The organism is Streptomyces sp. NPDC048415 (assembly GCF_040651675.1).
Classification (GTDB): domain Bacteria; phylum Actinomycetota; class Actinomycetes; order Streptomycetales; family Streptomycetaceae; genus Streptomyces.
Genome location: NZ_JBEZKJ010000004.1, coordinates 85849 through 106067, shown reverse-complemented (window position 1 = coordinate 106067; position 20219 = coordinate 85849). Strand labels below are relative to the sequence as shown.

Below are 20219 nucleotides of genomic sequence, written 5' to 3'. Positions count from 1 at the left end.
CCCAGCCAAGGAGGGGTGACCGCCCCATGTACGAGAAGTTCCCCGGCGGGGCGGCGCAGCGCACCGACCCCGCGGCGGCGGCCGAGGTCCTTTACGACGCCGTCATCGTGGGCGGCGGAATCGCCGGCGCCCTCATCGCCTCGCGGCTGAGCGATGCCGGCAGGCGAGTGCTGCTGCTCGAAGCGGGCCCGGCCGAAGACCTCACGCTGAGGGGTTACGAGAAGTATCTCGACCGCTTCTACTCGGCGATCAGCAAGGACAACCAGGCGCCCTACCCGGCCGTCGCCAATGCCCCGATGCCCCGCGGTACCGACGCGCGGCGCATCTTCCCGGGGGCGCCCGACGCCTCGTCCTACATCGTCCAGAGCGGGCCCTTCGCCACCGACACCACCTACACGAGGGTCCTCGGTGGCACCACCATGCACTGGGAGGGCAAGACGCTGCGGATGCTGCCCGAGGACTTCCGGATGCACACGCTCTACGGCGAGGGGACCGACTGGCCGCTCACTTACGACGACCTCGCCCCGTACTACAACGAGGCGGAACGCGAGATCGGTGTCTCCGCCGACGTGGCGGACCAGGCTTACCTCGGAATGACCTTCGACGAGGACTACGTGTTCCCGATGAAGGGGCTGCCCCTGTCGTACCTGGACCAGATGGTCGCCAAGGACCTCGACGGAATGCCGGTCGAACTCGACGGTGAACAGCGGGAGTTGCGGGTCCGGCCGTTCCCGCAGGGGCGCAACGGGATACCCAACCCGGCTTACGACGGCGGGAAGGGCTATGTGCCGCAAGGGGCGGTGAGCACGTACCAGGTCGAGGTCGGCGAGCGGTGCCAGGGCAACAACAACTGCGTGCCCATCTGTCCGGTGCAGGCCAAGTACAACGCCGGCAAGACCCTCGCCATCGCCCTGCGGACCGGCCGGGTCGACCTGGTGGCCCAGGCGGTGGCCCACAAGGTGCACGTCGACGAGCAGACCGGCCGGGTGACCGAGATCGAGTACCGCCGCTACGACTCGCCCGACAGCCCCGGCTTCACCACCATGAAGGCCCGGGGACGGCTGTTCATCCTGGCCGCCAACGCGGTGGAGAACCCCCGGCTGATGCTGGCCTCGGGCCTGCGCAGTTCGAGCGGCCTGATGGGGCGCAACTTCATGGACCACGCGTACCTGCTCGCGTGGGCCCTGCTGCCGGAGGTGGCCGGCACCTTCCGGGGCACCAACTGCACGGGCGGCATCACCGACCTGCGTGGGGGTCGATTCCGCCGCCGCCAGGCCGCATTCAGCGTCGACATCCACAACGACGGCTGGGGCTGGGCCCGGGGGGCACCGATGACCGACCTGATCGACCTGGTGGACTCCGGCGGCCGCTACGGTGAGTCGCTGCGCCAGGGCCTGGTGGACCGGGTCTCCCGCCAGCTGCAGCTGGCGTTCATGGTCGAGGTCCCCGCCAACCCGAGCAACCGCATCTCGGTGGACCCGGCCTTCACCGACCAGCTGGGGAACATGCGGCCCATCCTCACTTACGACATCCCCGAGTACACGATGCGGGGGGTGGCGTACGCCCGGCAGCTGTCGAAGCGGATCTTCGCCCGCCTCGGGGCCGAGGACCACACCGCCTACGACCCGGGCTTCTGGGGTTACGCCGTCCACGACGGTCAGGGGTACGAGATCCGCGGGGGCAACCACCTGGCCGGCACCCACGCGATGGGCTCCGACCCGGCGACCTCGGTGGTCAACGCGGATCAGCGGTCCTGGGACCACGAGAACCTCTATCTGGTCGGCGGGGGAAGCATGCCCACCGTGGGCACGTCGAACGTGACGCTCACCGTCGCCGCCCTGTGCCTGCGCAGCGCCCGCGCCATGCTGGCGCAGCTCGACTCCGAGACCGCGCCGATCAACGTCGCCGCCCAGCGCCACCCCCAGTCGGCACACGAGGAGGTGGCCCGGTGACCGCGTCGACCATCGACAACCGCGACGAGCTGATCGCCTATCTGCACGCGGCGATGGCGCTCGAGCACGCGACCATCCCGCCGTACCTGACCGCGTACTACTCCATAAAATCCACCACCAACTCCGACGCCGCCCACATCATCCGGGTGGTCGCGGTGGAGGAGATGCTGCACCTGACCCTGGTCGCCAACGTCCTGAACGCCATCGGCGGGAAGCCCGATCTGACCCGCCCCGGCTTCGTACCCGCCTACCCGGCCTATCTCCCCGACGGGGAGGACGACTTCACCGTCGACCTGCGGCCGCTCTCCCCCGAGGCGGTGGAGACGTTCTGCAAGATCGAGCGGCCGGGGCGGGCACCCGATGCCGAACGGCTGCTGACGCTGCCGGACAGCGGGGGACCATTCCTCGTCTCCAGTCCGACCGCCGAGAAGATGCGCTTCTACAGCATCGGCGAGTTCTACGCGGAGATCATCGAAGGGCTGGAGAAGGTGGCGGCCGCCGATCCGGGGCAGCTCTTCTGCGGGGATCCGGCCCTGCAGGTGGGGTCCGAGTACTTCTACTCTGGCGGCGGGGACGTGATCGTCGTGACCGACCTGGACTCGGCCTGCCGGGCGTTGAGCCTCATCGCCGATCAGGGCGAGGGCCTCGATGCGGGCATCCACGACGCGGCCGGGGAGCTGGCCCACTACTACCGGTTCCGGCAGCTGCAGCTCGGCCGCTACTACGAGGTGGGCGATGACCCCGATGCGCCTTCGGGAGCACCGCTCAGCGTCGCCTGGGACGAGGTGTACCCGGTGAAGGTGAGTGCCCAGCTCGCCGACTACCCGGCGGGTTCCGAACTTGCCGCTGCGGCCCGGGAGTTCAACGCCGACTATGGCGCCTTCCTCGCCCTGCTCACCAGGGCGTTCAACGGGAACCCCGACCTCCTGCAGGAGGCCGTCCGTGACATGTTCCGCCTGCGCGACGGGTTCAACCGGCTGATATGCAACCCCCTGCCGGGCAGCGACGGCCTGCACGCCGCGCCCACCTTCGAGATCCCGGCGGCGACGCCGTGACCGCCCCGTCGTTCGAGGACTTCCTCTCCCTGTCGGTCGACCTCACCGCCTTCGAGGAGACCGCACTGCTCGGCACCGGTATGGCCGACCAGTACCTGGCCAAAGTGCGAGCCGCTTGCGGCGACGAGGTCGTCGTCGCTCTCCTGGACGCCTATCGGGCAGCCCGGGCCGACGCGGCCGGCGATGCCGGAAGTCATCAACGGACCCCGCTCGACCGGGACTTGTTCGACCGGGCCCTACGCCACCGGATCTTCAGCGACGACCGCCTGGGCCCGGTGGCCCGCAACGTGATCAAGCTCTGGTACGCCGGGATGTGGTACTCGCTGCCACCCGAGTGGACCGACCGCCACGGGGCCCGTGCGGCGGGTGAGACCTCCACGGTCACCGCCGCCTCCTACCAGGAGGGGCTGCTGTGGCGGGCGATCGGTGCCAACCCTCCAGGTGCCAAGGCGCCCGGTTACGGCTCCTGGGCCCAGCCACCCCGCATCGAGGACCGCTATCTGAAGGGGGCGACGAAATGACCGAATCAGCGGGCCGTCTCGGCCCGGACAAGGTGAAGCTCGGCGTCTGCTGCACCCTGTGGTGGAACGACGACTTCCCCACCATCGACGCCGGCATCTCCTTCGGCCAGGCCGTGAGCGAGATGGCGCTCGCCGGCTTCCAGGGCTGCAGCATCGGGCACAAGTACCCCTCGGACCCCGCCGTGCTCAAGGCCGCCCTCGACCTCCGCGGCCTGCAGATATCCGAGCCCTGGACGAGCACGTACTTCACGATCGGCAAGATGCGGCACAAGACGATCGCCGCCTTCGAGGAGACGCTGGCCCATCTCAAGGCGCTGGGCGGGACCGAGCTGGTCGTGGCCGAGTTCGGCGCTTCGTCGCATCTGCTTCCCGTCGACGTGTTCGCCAACCGTCCGCATTTCACCGACGCCCAGTGGGACGCCCTGACGTCCGGTCTGGACGAACTCGGCAAGATCGCGAGCTCGGCCGGGATGAAGCTCAGCTACCACCACCACATGGGCACCGGCGTCCAGACCCGGGCCGACGTCGACCGGCTGCTTGCCTCGACCGATCCCGCCCTGGTCCACCTCCTGCTCGACACCGCCCACCTCGCCTTCGCCGGCGATGACCCGCTGGAACTGGCCCGGGCGCACGTCGACCGCATCGGCCACGTCCACATGAAGGACATCCGGCCCGGGATCGTCAGCCGGGTGCGTGAGGAAGGCCTGTCGTTCCAAGAGGCCGTCGAGCTCGGCGTCTTCACCGTACCCGGAGACGGCGCGATCGACTTCCGGCCCATCCTCGAAGTCTTGGCCGACGCCGGGTACGAGGGGTGGCTGGTGGTGGAGGCCGAGCAGGACCCGAACAAGGCCGTCCCGCTCGAGTACGCCAAGAAGGCCCGCTCCTACCTCGCCGACGTCTTGGGCTGGTGACGATGAACGTGACATTGGCGCGGGGCCTCAAACCGAACGTCGACCGGGACGTGTACTTCAGCTTCTTCATGTTCACGGCCGATCTGCGTCCGCAGGATACCCGCTACACCCAGACCCTCATCACTCATCTGAAGGCCCTGACCGACATGGGCTACGCCGGCTTCGACGTACATATCGCCGCCCGGCCCGCGACCGTCGACCACAAGCTCGAGCTCGACGGCTACATCGGCCTGAGGAAGGCCTTCGACCAGGCGGGCCTGCGGGGGGCCAGGTTCACCACCAACGTCGGGACCACGCGGACCTTCGACCCGACCTCGCCCTACGAGGAGCAGCGCGCCCAGGCCCTCTCCTATCTGAAGTCGCGTGTCGACATCACCCGGGCCCTGGGCGGCGGCGACACGATCATGTCGGGTCCGTTCCTCTACCCCTACGGCGTCTTCCCCCTCACGGACGACGGCGAGCCGCTGTGGAGCGACGACCTCCAGGAGTGGATGAAGCCGCGCTTCCACGCGGCCCGTGGAGTCTTCGAGGACCTCTCGGAGTACGCCGCGGCCCGGGAGGTGAAGCTCGCCATCGAGCCCGTGAAGAGCTGGGAGACTCCGCCGCCCAACATGGTCTCGGAGGTCCTCGACTTCCTCGAGGGGCTCGAACACCCGCAGGGCGGCGTGACGATCGACACCGCGCAGGTCCTGATGGAGAGCCAGGGTCCTTCGGTCTTCCGGAACAACATCGCGCGGGCCGTGCGGCAGAACCGGCTGCACTACGTCCATATCTCGGCGCCGGACCGGGGCGCGGTGAAGGACAGCTGGATTCCGTGGGATCTCGTGCGCAGCGAGGTCGAGCCGGTGTACCGCGGGCCGTATCTGATCGAGGTGTTCAACGCGATCCCGCCGTTCGTCAGCTCGATGCGGATGGCGCGCAGGCGCTTCTGGCGGCCCGGCGAGGACGCCCCGGTGCGGGGCGCGGACAGCGCCTACGACGTCGCGAAAGCGGCGCTGGAGGAACTGAACACGCGCGTCGCCGCATGACCCCGTCCTTACTCTCGTCCCGTTCCGAATCGGGGAGGTCCCGGATGCCGGCTCAGATGTCGGACCCCATCGTCATGGTCGTGAAGCGGGCGGGCGACGTCCGTATTCACACCTTCGTTTCCTCTTTCAGCGACGGCAACATCGCGAACGCGACGCACATCGTCGAGTCCAGGAACTCCCTCGTACTCGTCGACGCACAGTTCCTCGCCCCCTATGCGAGGGAGTTCAGGGCGTACGCGGACAGCCTGCGCAAGCCGATCGACCGGCTGTATCTCTCCCACCGGCACCCCGACCACTGGTTCGGCCTGGGCGCCGCGTTCCGCGACGTCACGGTCTACGCGCTCTCCGAGACCATGACCTTCATCCACGAGCACGGGGAGGAGTCGCTCCGCGACCACTGGAAGCTCGGCGGCCTCCTCCCGGAGCACATCGTCGTCCCCAAGCAGGTCGCCAGCCCCGGGGAGGAGACGATCGACGGGGTCAGGTACGTCCTGGACCGGGTGACGGACACCGAGACCGACTTCCATCTCACCCTCGGGCTTCCCGAATTGGGGGTGTACTTCGCCCAGGATCTGCTCTACAGCGGCACCCATCTGTATCTGACATCACAGCTGGGCCACTGGATCCGGGTGCTGCAGGACCTGCTGGTGTCGGAGTACGAGCTCTTCCTGCCGGGCCACGGCCTTCCCGCCGACAGATACGAGGTCGCCCGCAACATCGAGTACCTCTCGGCCGCCCTGCGGGCCGTCGGGGACGGCCTTACGGGCGCCGCCTTCAAGGACTTCCTGCTGCAGCGGTATCCGGAGCGCAAGTGTCCGGGCATCTTCGACATCTACCTGCCCCGGCTGTTCGGCGGTGCAAGCGAATACTGACCACTGATCACAGAGGAGTTACGCCATGGCAGAGCGCTGCACGGTCGGGCAGTACCTGATAGACCGGCTCCACCAGCTGGGTCTTGACCACCTGTTCGCCATCGCGGGCGACTACTCCATCGAATGGCTGAACCGGTATGTCGCGCCGAGCGGCGTCGAACTCATCGAGGAAGTCAACGAGGTCAACGCCGGCTATGCGGCGGACGGATACGCGAGGCTGAAGGGCATCGGGGCCCTCTGTGTCACCTACTCCGCCGGCGCGCTGTGTGCCGTGAACGCCGTCGCCGGCGCCTATGTCGAGAAGGTGCCGCTCGTGCTGATCAACGGCACGCCGAGCATCAAGAAGACCATCACCTTCGAGCAGACCGGCTTCAGCGCGCACCACTTCATCACCGGGCGGGAGACCGACCTCCAGTCCTTCGAGCACATCACGGCCGCGGCCATCCGGGTCGACAACCCGGATCTCGCGCCGCGCCTGATCGACCACGCGCTGAGCACGTGCATCAGTGAGCGCCGCCCGATCTACATCGAGCTGCTCCAGGACATGGTCGACCTCGAGTGCGAGCCGCCCAGCGGCGTCCTCAAGCCCGCCAGGCCCCTGTCGGACCGGGACAGCCTGGATCAGTCGGTCGCCCAGGTCCGCGCGCGGCTCGAAAGCGCCGAGAACCCTCTCATCTGGGTGGGCCCGGAGGTCGACCGGCACGGCCTGCAGGACAAGGCCGCGCGCCTGATCCAGCAGCTGAACACCCCCTTCGTCACGGAACTCCTCAGCAAGGCCGTCCTCTCCGAGGACGATCTGCTGTTCGCCGGCGTGCTCGACGGCCAGGCCTCGTCCGAGAGCGTCACAGAGCTGGCCGACACCTCCGACTTCGTGCTGGCCCTCGGCGTGTGGCTGACGGACATCAACTCCCTTGGCTGGGAACCGGACTACGACAAGACCGCCTTCGCGTCGTTCGAAGCGGTCAAGCTCGGCACGTTTTTCGCCGGGCATGTGGCCCTTGAGCACCTGATGGACGGCCTTCTGGCGGCGAACATCACGCCCAAGTCCCGGAAACTCCCGGAGCGGCCCGCACGTAGCGCACCTGCCGTGAGTTCCTCCGAAATCATCACGTACCAGGGGTTCTACGAGTTCATCCAGCGGTACGTCGACCGGAACACCGTCATCAGCGCCGACGCGAGCATGAACTACTTCGGGAGCCTGCTGCTCGACATCCCCAACCAGGGCGGATTCATCGTCCAGTCGTCCTATTCGTCGATCGGCTACAGCGCGCCGGCCGCGACGGGAATCTGTCTGGCAGCGGCGCCCGGCCAGCGGGTCATGGTCTTCTCCGGCGACGGCGGGTTCCAGATGACCGCCCAATGCCTCTCGACGCAGACACGCTTCAGGCTCAATCCGATCATCTTCGTCATCGACAACGGCGTCTACGCCGTGGAGCAGTGGCTCGCCGACTCCTCGGTCTTCCATGCCGACAAGCCGTTCTACGATCCGTGCCTCCTGCACCGGTGGAACTACAGCAGGCTGTCCGAGGTGTTCGGCTGCCGAGGGTGGGAGGTCGGCACGTACAGGGAGCTGAGGGAGGCCCTGACGGGTGCCCTGGAGAACACGAGCAGCCCGTCCCTCATCCAGGTCCGGGTGCCTGACAAATCGATTCCTGACAATGCGAACTGGAAGGCCCAGTAAGCAACAGAACAAGGAGAGGGAAATGCCGACGAAAATCACTGCAATCTACGAGAACCCGAAATCCCCGGATGACTTCGAGACCGGTTACCGCGAGCAGCTCGCGCTGGCGAAGAGGATTCCTGGAGTCCAGAGGATCGAGAGCGCGAAGGTGTGGCCGAAGGAGGACGGCAGCCCGACCCCGGCATATCGCGTACTCGACTTGTACTTCACCGACTACGACGCGGCCAGCAATGCCGTGACGACCGAAGAGGCATCGGTGTTTGTCGGCAACGTCTTCGAGTTGGCGACCGGCGGTGTGCGGCTCCTCTTCGTGGATGTCGAGGAGGCCTGAGCCTTGGATCCATCGCGTGATGATCGGGCGGTGGGCGGTGAAATAGAAAGAGGTGCCTGCTGCGCAGAGGTGAATCTGACTCCTGACCTGCCGGCGGCCGTTGGGATGTTCTTCGTCTCATGGTGGTACACGAGCAGTACCCACGCTGACCTGCGGTGACGATGCGCTGTCGGTGGGCGGGTGGCAACGTGGTCCGGGAATGGCCCGGATCTTGGTCTCGGACATGTGACCCGGACTACCCTCGGCCTCCTCCATACGAGAGGTTCACTGACGGAGCTGCCGCTGGTCGTCAAGCTTCGGCGGGGGCGTAGCCAAGGCAACTTTCGGTCCAGGAGCGGGCTTCCGCACGTCGTCGGCGGCCGAAGAGTGTCGAGGAAGCGAACCTCGCCGTTGACTTGAGCAGCGGACTCATAATCCGTCGGCCGTGGGTTCGAGTCCCACCCGCCCCACCAAAAGCAGGCCAAAGAAACGTTCTGATCTGCGGAAACGTCCTTTCGGACCCTCGGGACCGGGACTCTGGCTCAACGGATTGACTCCGTTCGGCGTTACTTTGGTGAACGCATGGCTCTGGTGTTGTTCTTCGGGTTGTGACCTGCGGTGCTGCAGTGACTGCAGGTGCGGCGGGCAGGGGCCGGGCCGCGTTCCAGGGGACACTCAGGGGACACGAGGTTGCAGAACCGCGGTGCGAGGGCCTGCGTGTTGGGGCGGCGACGGCTCCCGCGCTGAGGCGGTCACTGCGGACAGTGAGCGACGGCGCCAGGTCCGGCCTGAGCCGCTGGTGCCCATGAGAAGGGTGCTGAGACCGCCGCTCGGGAGGAGACACCGGAATCCCCTGGGGATCCGCGAACGCCCGCTCGTCGCCAGGTATATGACACCGCGTACGTGCAGGTACGGCGGGTCGAGAGCCAGGTCGCTGGCGGTGTGGATCGTGCGGTTTTTCGTGGTGGAGACTTAGTCGATGGTGGGGGCCGTCGGGCCTCCGAGAGCTGCCGATCCGCGGTTGAATACCGGTGTGGCACGGAAAGTCGTGGGGTTCGGCGAGGACGATGTGCGGGCGCTGGCCGGGGCTCGGTCCTTCGAGCGGGGGCTGGGGTATCTGGACGCGGTGAGCGGTCTGGAGGTGGGGGACGGCTCGGTCACGGCCGTGGTGCAGGGTACGGATGTCTACGAGGTGGAGCTCACCCTTGGTGGGGACGACGGGCTCTCGGGGTGGTGTTACTGCCCGTACGGGCAGGAGGGCAACTTCTGCAAGCACTGCGTGGCGGTGGGGCTGACCGTGCTGCGGCGGGCGAGGACGATCCCCCGTCAGCGGGCCGCCGCACGGGCACGAGCCTCCGGCCTGGAAGCGTGGCTCGGGGCGCTGTCCCGGGACGAACTCCTGGCGCTGGTGCGGGAGCGGATCGCCGAGGACCGCGGGCTGCGACGGCGCCTGGAGCTGCGGGCGGCCGCCGCTCGCTCCGACCTCGGTACCGTCCGGGAGCGGATCCTGGCACTGATCGATCCGCGGCCTTTCGCCCGGTACGGGTACGTCGAGTACGCCGATGCCCCCGGGTATGCGCAGCAGGTGGCAGAGGCGGCGGCCGCGCTGTGCGCTCTGACCGCCGGCGGGCAGGCGGCGCAGGCGGTGGGTCTGGCCGAGGAGGTGATCCGGGTGCTGGGGGAGGCGTACGGGGAGATCGACGACTCCGACGGTGTGGTGGGGCAGGCCGCCGCCGCGGTGGCCGAAGCCCATCTGGAAGCGTGCGGAGTCGCGCGCACCGATCCGGAGCACCTGGCCGAGTGGCTGGTCGGCCAGGTGCTCGGCGACAGCAGCGACGTGACGGACCTGGACCCGCTCGACTACGCCGAGGTGCTGGGGCCGAGCGGGCTTGCCCGTCTGCGGCAGCTGGCGGCCGAGGCGCGGCGGCGCAGGCCGTCCGGGTGGGCGGAGCGGTATCTGATGGAACGTCTGGTCAAGGCGGAGGGCGACGTCGATGCGCTGGCCGCCCTGTACGCACAGGACCTCGACCCGTCCGGTGCCACCCATCTGCGCATCGCCGAGGAACTCGAATCGGCGGGCCGCGCGGACGAGGCGCTCACGTGGGCGGAGCGCGGACTGCGGGACTGCGCCGCCGAGACGCACATCGATGGCCACCTGGTCGACTATGTGTGTGCCCGTTACGCGAAGGCGGGGCGGCCGGCGGACGTGGTCGGAGTGTGCCGGGACCGGTTCCATGCCGAGCGGTCTCTGGCCGCCTACCAGCAGCTGCGCTCTGCCGCTCAGGCGGCGCAGTGCTGGGAGGCCGAGCGTGTGGCCGCGCTGGCCGTCCTGAGGGAGGACGCCCGCCGTGAGCGCGGCGGCCGGTATGGCGGTCCCGTGCTGATCGACGCGCTGCTCGATGACGGCGATGTGGACGCGGCCTGGTGCGAGGCCGCCGGCCTCGCCGACGACCGGCAGTGGGAACGCCTGGCCGACCTGTCGCGCGAGACGCACCCGGCCGAGGCGCTAGCGGTCTACCTGAGGTTGGTTGAGCGGCTGAAGGAGCCGACCGGCGACCGTGCCTACGAGCACGTGGCGCGACTGCTGCTGGGCGCCCGTGAGTGCCATCGCGCGCTGGGGACGCAGGAGGCGTTCACCGACCATCTCGCCGGCCTGCGGGCAGAACTGAAACGCCGGCGCAAGCTGATGAGCATCCTCGACCGGTACGGGCTGTGAAGGAGTGCGGGCCCGGTGCCCGCGCTTCCACGGCAGCGGCGGCCAGCAGGTCGACGGGACCCGCCCTGCGGTGCTCGCGCTTGGCGGTCGCGTGCCTGATGAGCCGCTACAGATCGTCGGGCAGAAGACGAAAGGCCGGATGGCCGGTCAGTGGGCGGATCATGCGGAAGTGGCGGTCGGTGGTGAACATGACGTCAGTGCGGTAAGCGGCGGCCAGGGCCACGTTCATCGCGCCGGTCAGGCCGACGCCTTTGCCGCCGTCCGCGTACCTCTCGGCGACAGCGATGGCGGCACTCAAGTGCGCGCTGACCGAGGGGACTTCGAAGCGCCGGGTGGCCGTGTTGCGTTCGATGAACCGGGCTGCGGCCAGTGCCTTGCGGGTTCCCGCACGTACGGTGATCAGGTAGTCCAGTTCGGCCAGGACCATGGGGGAGATGACGAGATGACTGACCGCTGCCAGAGCTTTCCTGTGCTGCTCATTCGAGTCCTCCGGTGGTGGCGGTAACGGCCGCTGAGACCCCGATAGCTCTACGTAAAGGTCGGGCCGTGGTTTCAGCGCGGCGTCTGCCTCAGGGACAATGCCGGGACGATGACGCCGCAGCCCGCCGAGCCCGACCGCACCGAGCCCGCCGAGTCCTCCGGACGTACCGAGCCGTCCGGCAACCCCGCATACGCGCCCTTCGCGCACCTCACCGCGCCCAACAGCGCCCTCTACCGCGACGTGATGAGGGCGTTCCTGACGGCAAAGGAGCGGTTCGCGGTGCATCTGCGGCCCGAGGACGTCCACGCCGCGCTGCCGTCGGAGCACCGTCCCGCCGCCCCGGACGCCGTTGTCAAGGCGCTGGACAGCCTCATCGGGTGGGGCAATCTACGGGCGGACCCGGACACCTCCCGGGTCACCGCGGTCGAGGACTTCTACCGCAGACGCTTCATCTACCAGCTCACCCAGGCCGGCGAGGCCGCAGAACAGGCGCTGTCCGTGTACGACGAGGCGCTGGGGCGGCGCGGCGCGCTGCAGGCGGTGGCGCTGCATGACATCGTCACGCAGCTGCGCGCCCTGCTGGTGATCGCCGCCGAGGACGAACCGGATCCGGCCAAGGCCCACCTGGCGCTGTCCACGCTGACGAGCAGGTTCGAGGCGCTGGCGGAGAACGCGCGGGCCTTCATGGGGTCGCTGCAGCGCACCATCGACCTGCACGGTGTCGAGGTCGAGGTGTTCCTCGCCTACAAGGACCGGCTGATCCAGTACCTGGAGCGGTTCATCCAGGACCTGATCACCCTCGGCGGGCGGATCGCCCGGCTCATCGGCGAACTGGAGGAGCAGGGACGGGTCGGCGTGATGCTGCGGCTGGCGGCGGCGCGGGAGGCGGTCGACGCCGCCCCGGACGAGATCGAGAGCGCCGAGGCGTTGGCGTACGCGCGGTGGGTGGCGAAGTGGGCGGGCCTGTCCGCCTGGTTCGTGTCCGCCGACGGCCGCGAGGCCCAGGCCCGGCTGCTGCGCGGTCGCGCCCTCGGGGCCATTCCGCAGCTCCTCGCCGTCGTACGGCAGTTGAACGAGCGGCGAGCCGGGCGTTCGGACCGGTCGGCGGACTTCCGCACGCTGGCCCGTTGGTTCGCCGAGGCCCCCGACGCCGAGGCGCGGCACCGGCTGTGGCGCGCCGCGTTCGGTCTGTACCCCGCCCGGCATCTCACCGTCGACGCCGACACCCTCGCCGACCGCGCGGCCCGCCCGGTGGCCACGTCCACCCCGTGGGCCGAGGCCGAGCCGCTGCGGATCAGCCCGCAGTTGCGCCGCACCGGCAGCTATGAGCGACGCGGCAAACCCCGCAAAGTGCAGGACCGCTCCGAACAGCGGCGGCAGCTGGCGGAGCTCGCCGCCAAGCAGGCGGAGGAGACCGCCGCCGCCCGCGTCCGGCTCGCGACGGACGGCACCACCCGGCTGTCCGCGCTGCGGGAGCTCGACCCCATGGCCTTCGGCTTGTTCCTGCGGCTGCTCGGCGACGCCCTGGCCACCTGGCGGCCCGGCATGACGACGACCGTCGCCACCAGCAACGACGGCACGATGGAGATCCGGCTGACCGCGCTCACGGACGGTTCGACGGCCGAGATCCGCACGCCTGGCGGGGTGTTCCGCGGCCCCGACCACCTCGTCGAGATCACCGATCTGACCGCGGGCAGCCCCGCACGGGAGGCGCGATGACCACACCCCTGGGCGAGGTACTGGACGGCCGGCGCACCGCCGAGTTCCAGAAAGCCGCACGCGCCCTGCTCAAGGAGCCGCTGCTGCTCGCGCACGGCCCGGACGCCGACGCGTACCGCCTGGTCAGGCAGTACGCCGGCGAGCTGCGTGACTGGTTCGAGCGCAACACCGGCTGGTCGCTGCGCGTGGACGCGGAGGTCGCCCGGTTGCGCAAGGCACCTGGCACCCTCGCCGACGCCACCCACCCGGCCTGCGAGGCGTCCCGCGCCGGTGCGCCGTTCATCCGCCGCCGCTATGTGCTGCTGTGCCTGGCGCTCGCCGTACTGGAGCGCGGGGAGGCACAGATCGCGCTCGGCCGTCTCGCCGAACAGGTGGTGCTGGAGGCCGCCGACCCGCAACTGGCCGCGGCAGGGCTCGCGTTCACGCTGGAGCGGCGCGACGAGCGACTGGACCTCGCCGCCGTCGTACGGCTGCTGCTGCGCCACGGCGTGCTGCGGCGGGTCGCCGGGGACGAGGACGCCTACGTCAGCGGGACGGGCGATGTGCTCTACGACGTACAACGCCGCGTCCTGGCCGGACTGCTCGCCGCCCGCCACGGCCCCTCCACGATCACGGCCGACGGCTTCGAGGAGCGGCTGGACCGGCTCACCGCGGAGAGCGCGCTGGACAGCGACGAGCTGCGGTTCCGGGCGATCCGCCAGAGGCTCACCCGCCTCCTCCTCGACGACCCGGTGCTGTACTACGACGAGCTGAGCGACGAGGAGCTCGCCTACCTGACCCGCCAGCGCGCCTTCCTCATCGCCCGCGTCAGCGAACTGACCGGCCTGGTGGCGGAGGTACGCGCCGAGGGCATCGCCATGGTCGACCCCCAGGACGACCTCACCGACGTACGGATGCCCGAACAGGGCACCCATGGGCACGTCACCCTCCTGCTCGCCGAGCACCTCGCGGTGGCGGGTTGCGAGGTGAGCCGTCAGGAGCTGGAGCGCCGGGTGCGGGAACTGGCCGTCGAGCACGGCGGGTTCTGGTCCAAGAGTGCCAAGCAGCCCGGCGCGGAAGGGGAGCTGGTGGAGCAGGCTCTGGTCAAGCTGACCGCGCTCGCCCTGGTCACCCGCACGCCCCAGGGCGTGGCTCCGTTGCCCGCGCTCGCCCGGTACGCGGTCGGCGAGACCGTCGTCGTGGAACCGGGAGCCCGCGGTCCCCGCACCTCTCGACGAAAGGCACCACAGCCGTGACCGCCCTGCCCCAGCCCGCTCCTGGCCGCTGGCGACCGCTGCGCATCGGCCTGGTCGACCTCTTCTACTACGACACCGAGGAGTTCTGGTTCCGCGACGGACGGCTGCTGCTGCGCGGCAACAACGGCACCGGCAAGTCCAAGGTCCTCGCCCTCACGCTCCCGTTCCTGCTGGACGGTGACCTGTCCGCGCGCCGCGTGGAGCCGGACGCCGACCCGAACAAGCGCATGGAGTGGAATCTGCTGCTCGGCGGAGAGCATCCGTACCCCGAACGGCTCGGCTACACCTGGATCGAGTTCGGCCGCGTCGACGCCGACACCGGGCAGGCCCGCTTCCGCACGCTCGCCTGCGGGCTGAAGGCGGTGGCGGGCCGGGGCATCGCCCGTCACTGGTACGCGGTCACCGACCAGCGCATCGGCGAGGAGCTGAGCTTGCTGGACGCCACCGGCACCGCGCTGTCCCGGGACCGGCTCGCGGACTCGGTCGCCGGACGCGGCATGGTGTACGACACGGCCACGGCGTACCGCAGGGCGGTCGACGAGGCGCTGTTCGGCCTCGGCGAGCGGCGCTACGCCGCCCTCGTCGACCTGCTGATCCAGTTGCGCCAGCCGCAGCTGTCGAAACGGCCCAACGAGGCCGCGCTGTCCCGGGCGCTGACCGAGGCGCTGCCGCCGATGGACCATGCGGTGGTCGCGGACGTGGCCGAGGCGTTCCGGTCCCTGGACGAGGAGAAGGAGGAGCTGCGGGCCGCCGCCGAGGCAGAGCGGGCCGCCTCCGCGTTCCTGGACCACTACCGCCGCTACGCCCGCGTCGCGACGCGGCGCCGGGCCCGGCTGCCCCGCAGCGAGCACGCCCGCTATGAGCAACTGCACCGCGACCTGGCCCAGGCCCGTGCCCAGCGGGAGGACGCCGAGCGGGACCGGGCAGCGGCCGCCGAGCGGATCGCCGAGCTGGAGGAGACCGCCACCCGTCTGAAGGCGCAGGAGGCGGCCCTGCGCGAGGGCCCCGAGATGCGCAGCGCCCGGGAGCTGGAGCAGGTGGCGGCCGACGCCCGCCGCACCGCCGGGGAGCTGGCCCGCGCCCAGGCCGACCGGGACGAGGCGGCCCAGGCGCACACCCGGGCGCTCGGCCGTCTGGAGACGGCGCGGCGACGCCTCGACGCGGCCGAGCAGCGGGTCGCCGACACGCTCACCCGCGAGCGGGAGGCGGCAGCCGCGGCCCGGCTCGACGGCGAGCTGCGCACCGACGGCGTACCGGAGAGCCAACTGCGGCGTGCGGCAGAGGAGTCCGTGGCGCGCAGGCGCCGCAGCGTCGAGCACGTGGAGGAGCTGGCGGCCCGCGCCGACGAGGCCGCCGCCGAACGGCGGGCCGCCGCCCGCCGCCTGGACGAGGCCGAGACCGAGGCCGGCCACACCGTGGGGCGACAGGCCGAGGCCGAGCGGCGGGCCGCCGAGGCGGGCCGGGACCTCGTGGCCAGCGTCCGCGCGCATCTGGACGCCTGCCAGGAACTGGCCGTCGCCGACTCCGCCGGGCTGCTGGACGAGCTCCAGGACTGGGTGACGCACTGCCAGGGGCAATACCCCGCACGGGCACACGCGGCTCACACCCATCGCGAACGGGCGGCACACCTGGCCGACCGGACGGCCGCCCTCGGGCAGGAACTCGCCGGGCTCCGGGCCCGGTCTGCCGAGGCCGAGCGGGAACTGGCCGAGCTGGAGGCGGGCGGCCAGCGCGGCCCCACGGCACCGCACACCCGTACGCCCGGCGTCCGCGACCAGGCGCCGGGGGCGCCGCTGTGGCGGCTGGTCGACTTCCGCGAGCATGTGCCGGCCGACGAACGGGCGGGCCTGGAGGCCGCGTTGGAGGCCTCGGGTCTGCTGGACGCCTGGGTGTACCCGGACGGCACCGCCGTGCACGCGGACGGGCACGACGTTCTGCTGTCGCCGGGTGCTCCCTTGAGCGGGCCGACTCTCGCCGACGTGATCCGCCCTGCCGTCGACCACGGCGACGCCCGGGCCCTGGCAGTGGGTGAGGACACCGTCTCCCGGCTGCTGGCGGCCGTGGGCCTCGGCTCCGGCGGCCCGGGTGACACCTGGGTGGCGGTCGACGGCCGTTTCCGCGTCGGCGCGCTGACCGGCAGCTGGTCCAAACCGGCGGCCGGGTACGTCGGCGAGGGCGCCCGGGAGGAGGCGCGCCGGGCCCGGATCGCTGCCCTGCGTGACGAACTCGGTGCCCTGGCGGGCGAGACGGACCGGCTCGACGCCGAGCGCGCCGACGTGGACGGGAGCCGCAGCACCCTCGATACTGAGCTGGCCGCCATTCCCGACGACGCGGCCCTGCGGCACGCGCACGCGCTCGCCGCCGCCGCTGTCGATGCCGCCCACCGGGCCCGTGCCCGCCGCGACGAACACTCGGCCGAACTGGCGGCTGTGTCCCGGCAGGAAGCCGAGGCCGCCACCGAACTCGCTGAGACCGCGGCGGCGGTCAACCTTCCCGCGGACCGGGGCGGCCTGGCCGTCGTCCGCCAGGCCCTGGCCGACTACGGTGCCGTCCTCGCCGCCCTGTGGCCCGAACTGCGTGAGCGCGCCGACGCGGCGCGCGCCCTGGCCGACCAGCGGACCGAGACCGAGCGGGCCGGCACCCGAGTGGCCGAACTGTCCCTGCGTACCGAGGACTCCGCCCGGCTCGCCGCCGCCGCCGACACACGCCACGCCACGTTGCGCTCCACCGTCGGCACCGCCGTGGCGGAGCTTCAGCGGCGCCTCGCCGAGACCGCCGACGCGCTGGCGGCCTGCGAGGTCGACCAGCGGCGGGCCCGCGAGGACCACACGGCCGCCGACCGGCGCGCCCACCTCGCTCAGGGCCACACCGAACGCCTGGAGGTGGACGTCCGTGAGGCGACCGCGGCCCGCGCCGAGGCCATCGCCGCCCTTCAGCGGTTCGCGGCCACCGGTCTGCTGTCCGTCGCCCTGCCCGAGGCCGCCGTACCCCCGCTCGACGCCGGGCCGTGGGCAGCCACCCCGGCCGTCGCCCTCGCCCGCTCCATCGAGACAGAACTGTCGGCGCTCCCCGGCACCGACGATTCCGACGGCGCCTGGGAGCGGGTGCAGAAGCGGCTCAGCGAGGAGTACAAGAAGCTCCAGGACGCCCTCTCCCGCGGCGGCCACAGCGCCTCGGCCCGAATGGCCGAGGAGGGCATGGTCGTCGAGATCGTCTACCAGGGCCGTCAGCGGGCCGTCCCCGAGCTCGCCGAGGCCCTCGCCGCGGAAGTCGCCGAGCTGACCCGCATCCTGTCCGCGCACGAACGCGAGGTCCTCGAAACCCACCTCCTCACCGAGGTCGCCGGCACCCTGCAGGAGCTGATCGGCGCCGCTGAGCGCCAGGTGCGGGCCATGAACGACGAGCTTGAGGAGCGGCCCACCTCCACCGGCATGAGGCTGCGCCTGGTCTGGCGCCCCTCGCGCAAGGCCCCGGCGGCCCTCGCCCAGGCCCGCGAGCGGCTGCGCCAGTCCGCCGACGCCTGGACACCCGAGGACCGGGCCGCGGTCGGCGAGTTCCTGCAGGCCGAGATCGCCCGCCGGCAGGCCGACGACACCGCGGGCAGCTGGCTGGAGGTGCTCACCGCGGCCCTCGACTACCGTGCCTGGCACGAGTTCGGCATCGAACGCCACCAGCACGGCAAGTGGGTCCCGGCCACCGGACCCGCCTCCGGCGGCGAACGCGTCCTGGCCGTGAGTGTCCCGCTGTTCGCCGCGGCCTCCTCGCACTACGCCACGGCCGCCCCGTACGCCCCGCGCCTGGTCACCCTGGACGAGGCGTTCGCCGGCGTCGACGACGACTCCCGCGCCAAGTGCCTGGGCCTGCTGCACGCCTTCGACCTCGACGTGGTGATGACCAGCGAACGCGAATGGGCCTGCTACCCGCAGGTTCCCGGCATCGCCATCGCCCAGCTCTCCCGCGTCGACGAGATCCCGGCGGTCCTGGTGACCCGATGGGAATGGGACGGGGCCGAACGGATGCGGGGTACGGAGCCGGGCCATGCGCTCGTGTCCCTCCCAGCGCAGGCCACCGCCTCCACCTCGGAGCGCGAGGACGCCCTGTGGCCGTGAACGACGGGCAGCCCCCAGCGCCCGTCGACCGCGACCGCCTGGCTCGCCTGCTCGGCGGTCCTGATCTGGCCTGGCTGGTCGACCGCGTACGCCGCCGCATGGCACGGGAGGAGCCCCTGACCAACCCGGTCACCCTGACCGACCCCACCCCCGCGCAGCGCGCCGCCGTCGAACGGCTGCTGGGCCGTGGCCCCGGCGCCGGGCGCTCGCTCAGCGTGCGCCTCGACGCGGTGGACGCTGTCCTGCGCCGCTCCGGCGTCAGCCCCGGTGGCCTGGGCGCCGCCGTCACCGCCCTCACAGGACCCGTCGCCCGGGTCGCCGACGTTCGCGAGCGGGAGGAGCAGGCCTGGCGAGACGCGTACGAACCCCTTGAAGCCCTGATCCGCACCAGTCGGCCCGGACTGGCCGACTGGGCCGATCGGTTGCGCCGCGACGGCCTCGTACGCCGCCTCGCCCGCACCCCGCACAAGGCGAACAGACTGCTGGGCGACACCGCCGAGGTCCTGCGCAGGCTGCCCGCGGACCCGGGCCTCTCCCTGCCCGCCTTCGCCGCCGCCACCGTCGGCGACGCCCACGCCCTCGACGACGGCACCCCGCTCGCCACCCTCGTCCTGTCCGGCGCCCGCGCCCTGACCGGCTTCCCGGACGGCAGCGGAGCCGAGTGGCGCCGCGAGGCCTGGGCCTCAGCCGGGCTCCTCAAGGACGCCCTGTCCGCTACGGTCCTGACCCTGGGCCTGCGCGGCACCCCCGCTCTCGACTGGGCGGCTGACGAGGGCGAACCCGCAGTCCTGACGCTACGGCAGCTCACCCGGCACCCGCCGCGCACGGCACCCCCTGTCGTCCGCGTCTGCGAGAACCCGGCCGTCCTGGCCACCGCGGCCGACACCCTGGGCGCCGCCTGCCCGCCGCTGGTCTGCCTCCAGGGCCAGCCCTCGGCCGCCGCCCTCACCCTGCTGCGCCACCTGCACGCCCAGGGAACCACGCTGCGCTATCACGGCGACTTCGACTGGGGCGGTCTGCGCATCGCCTCCGCCCTGCTGCGACGCGTCCCCTGGCACCCCTGGCGCTACACGGCCGCCGACTACCGCGCCGCCGTCGCCGCCGCCCCCCTGGCCCCGCCTCTGACCGGTACGCCGACCACCGCCGCGTGGGACGCGGACCTGCCCGCGGCCCTCACCGAACTCGGTGTGCGCATCGAGGAGGAGACGGTACTCGACGACGTGCTGGCCGACCTCGGACACTGAGACGGCACCGTGGCCGTCTCACGGGGTGTGCAGCTCCTCGGCCTGGGCGCCGCCAGCGGTGGTCCTGCGGCGGGCTGGGGGCCGCCAGGGGACACGCAGGGGACGGAAGGACCCGGAAGGATCAGGAAGGCCGACACGGAGCCAGAACAGCCGAAGGCGTCTGACCTGCGACTACAGGAAGACCAGGGTAAGAGCAGTGGCCGCTCGGAAGATCCGAAAAGGACTCATAATCCGTCGGCCGCGGGTTCGAGTCCCACCCGCCCCACCACGCACTACGCGTGCAGAATCGATCTGACCAGCAACTTCGCTGGCAGGTCGGGTGACTTGAGGAACCTTGGCGGCCCTAGTTGCTCATGGAATCATGATCCTGAGGCCGAATTGAGGC

At 70.9% G+C, this 20219-nt stretch carries 14 protein-coding genes and 1 tRNA gene; 14 read left to right on the top strand and 1 reads right to left on the bottom strand.

Features of this window, described 5'->3' with window-relative positions; all coding sequences use genetic code 11:
• Positions 1-26: 26 nt before the first annotated feature.
• The 10 genes from AB0D27_RS04890 (at position 27) to AB0D27_RS04845 (ending at position 11046) form a co-directional block, all read left to right on the top strand.
• Positions 27-1952: a GMC family oxidoreductase gene (locus tag AB0D27_RS04890; RefSeq protein WP_362502070.1), complete on the top strand. Its 1926-nt coding sequence runs from the start codon at positions 27-29 to the stop codon at positions 1950-1952.
• The gene (locus AB0D27_RS04885; protein ID WP_362502068.1) at positions 1949-3007 is read left to right on the top strand and encodes a ferritin-like protein; all 1059 of its coding nucleotides are present in this window, start codon (positions 1949-1951) and stop codon (positions 3005-3007) included. The genes AB0D27_RS04890 and AB0D27_RS04885 overlap by 4 nt, the downstream gene beginning before the upstream one ends.
• Positions 3004-3528, top strand: coding sequence for a hypothetical protein (locus AB0D27_RS04880; RefSeq protein WP_362502066.1), 525 nt, complete (start codon positions 3004-3006; stop codon positions 3526-3528). The genes AB0D27_RS04885 and AB0D27_RS04880 overlap by 4 nt, the downstream gene beginning before the upstream one ends.
• Positions 3525-4439, top strand: coding sequence for a myo-inosose-2 dehydratase (iolE, locus tag AB0D27_RS04875; RefSeq protein WP_362502064.1), 915 nt, complete (start codon positions 3525-3527; stop codon positions 4437-4439). Before AB0D27_RS04880 ends, iolE begins: the two co-directional genes overlap by 4 nt.
• 2 nt (positions 4440-4441) lie before the next feature.
• On the top strand, positions 4442-5467 hold the full coding sequence (locus AB0D27_RS04870) for a TIM barrel protein (protein WP_362502063.1): 1026 nt from the start codon (positions 4442-4444) through the stop codon (positions 5465-5467).
• 56 nt (positions 5468-5523) lie between these two features.
• Positions 5524-6339: an MBL fold metallo-hydrolase gene (locus AB0D27_RS04865; protein ID WP_362502061.1), complete on the top strand. Its 816-nt coding sequence runs from the start codon at positions 5524-5526 to the stop codon at positions 6337-6339.
• Between the two features lie 25 nt (positions 6340-6364).
• Positions 6365-8020 (top strand): thiamine pyrophosphate-dependent enzyme, encoded by a 1656-nt coding sequence (locus AB0D27_RS04860; protein WP_362502059.1) that lies wholly within the window; start codon positions 6365-6367, stop codon positions 8018-8020.
• A 22-nt stretch (positions 8021-8042) separates the two neighbouring features.
• The gene (locus AB0D27_RS04855) at positions 8043-8351 is read left to right on the top strand and encodes an EthD family reductase (protein ID WP_362502057.1); all 309 of its coding nucleotides are present in this window, start codon (positions 8043-8045) and stop codon (positions 8349-8351) included.
• Positions 8352-8653: 302 nt separating this feature from the next.
• A tRNA-Ile gene (locus AB0D27_RS04850) sits at positions 8654-8803 on the top strand.
• Positions 8804-9363: 560 nt separating this feature from the next.
• Positions 9364-11046, top strand: coding sequence for an SWIM zinc finger family protein (locus tag AB0D27_RS04845; protein ID WP_362502056.1), 1683 nt, complete (start codon positions 9364-9366; stop codon positions 11044-11046).
• 106 nt (positions 11047-11152) lie between these two features.
• Here AB0D27_RS04845 and AB0D27_RS04840 read toward each other — a convergent pair whose 3' ends face one another.
• Positions 11153-11734, bottom strand: coding sequence for a PIN domain-containing protein (locus AB0D27_RS04840; RefSeq protein ID WP_362502054.1), 582 nt, complete (start codon positions 11732-11734; stop codon positions 11153-11155).
• Between AB0D27_RS04840 and AB0D27_RS04835 the strand changes: the two genes are divergently transcribed.
• Genes AB0D27_RS04835 through AB0D27_RS04820 form a run of 4 tightly spaced genes read left to right on the top strand, consistent with a single transcriptional unit; the run spans position 11636 to position 19834 of the window.
• A complete protein-coding gene (locus tag AB0D27_RS04835; protein ID WP_362502052.1) occupies positions 11636-13246 on the top strand; it encodes a TIGR02677 family protein in 1611 nt (536 codons plus the stop codon). The two genes, AB0D27_RS04840 and AB0D27_RS04835, sit on opposite strands and share 99 nt — an antisense overlap.
• On the top strand, positions 13243-14481 hold the full coding sequence (locus tag AB0D27_RS04830) for a TIGR02678 family protein (protein WP_362502050.1): 1239 nt from the start codon (positions 13243-13245) through the stop codon (positions 14479-14481). Before AB0D27_RS04835 ends, AB0D27_RS04830 begins: the two co-directional genes overlap by 4 nt.
• A complete protein-coding gene (locus tag AB0D27_RS04825) occupies positions 14478-18590 on the top strand; it encodes a TIGR02680 family protein (RefSeq protein WP_362502048.1) in 4113 nt (1370 codons plus the stop codon). Before AB0D27_RS04830 ends, AB0D27_RS04825 begins: the two co-directional genes overlap by 4 nt.
• On the top strand, positions 18581-19834 hold the full coding sequence (locus AB0D27_RS04820) for a TIGR02679 family protein (RefSeq protein ID WP_362502046.1): 1254 nt from the start codon (positions 18581-18583) through the stop codon (positions 19832-19834). The genes AB0D27_RS04825 and AB0D27_RS04820 overlap by 10 nt, the downstream gene beginning before the upstream one ends.
• The last annotated feature ends 385 nt before the right edge of the window (positions 19835-20219 follow it).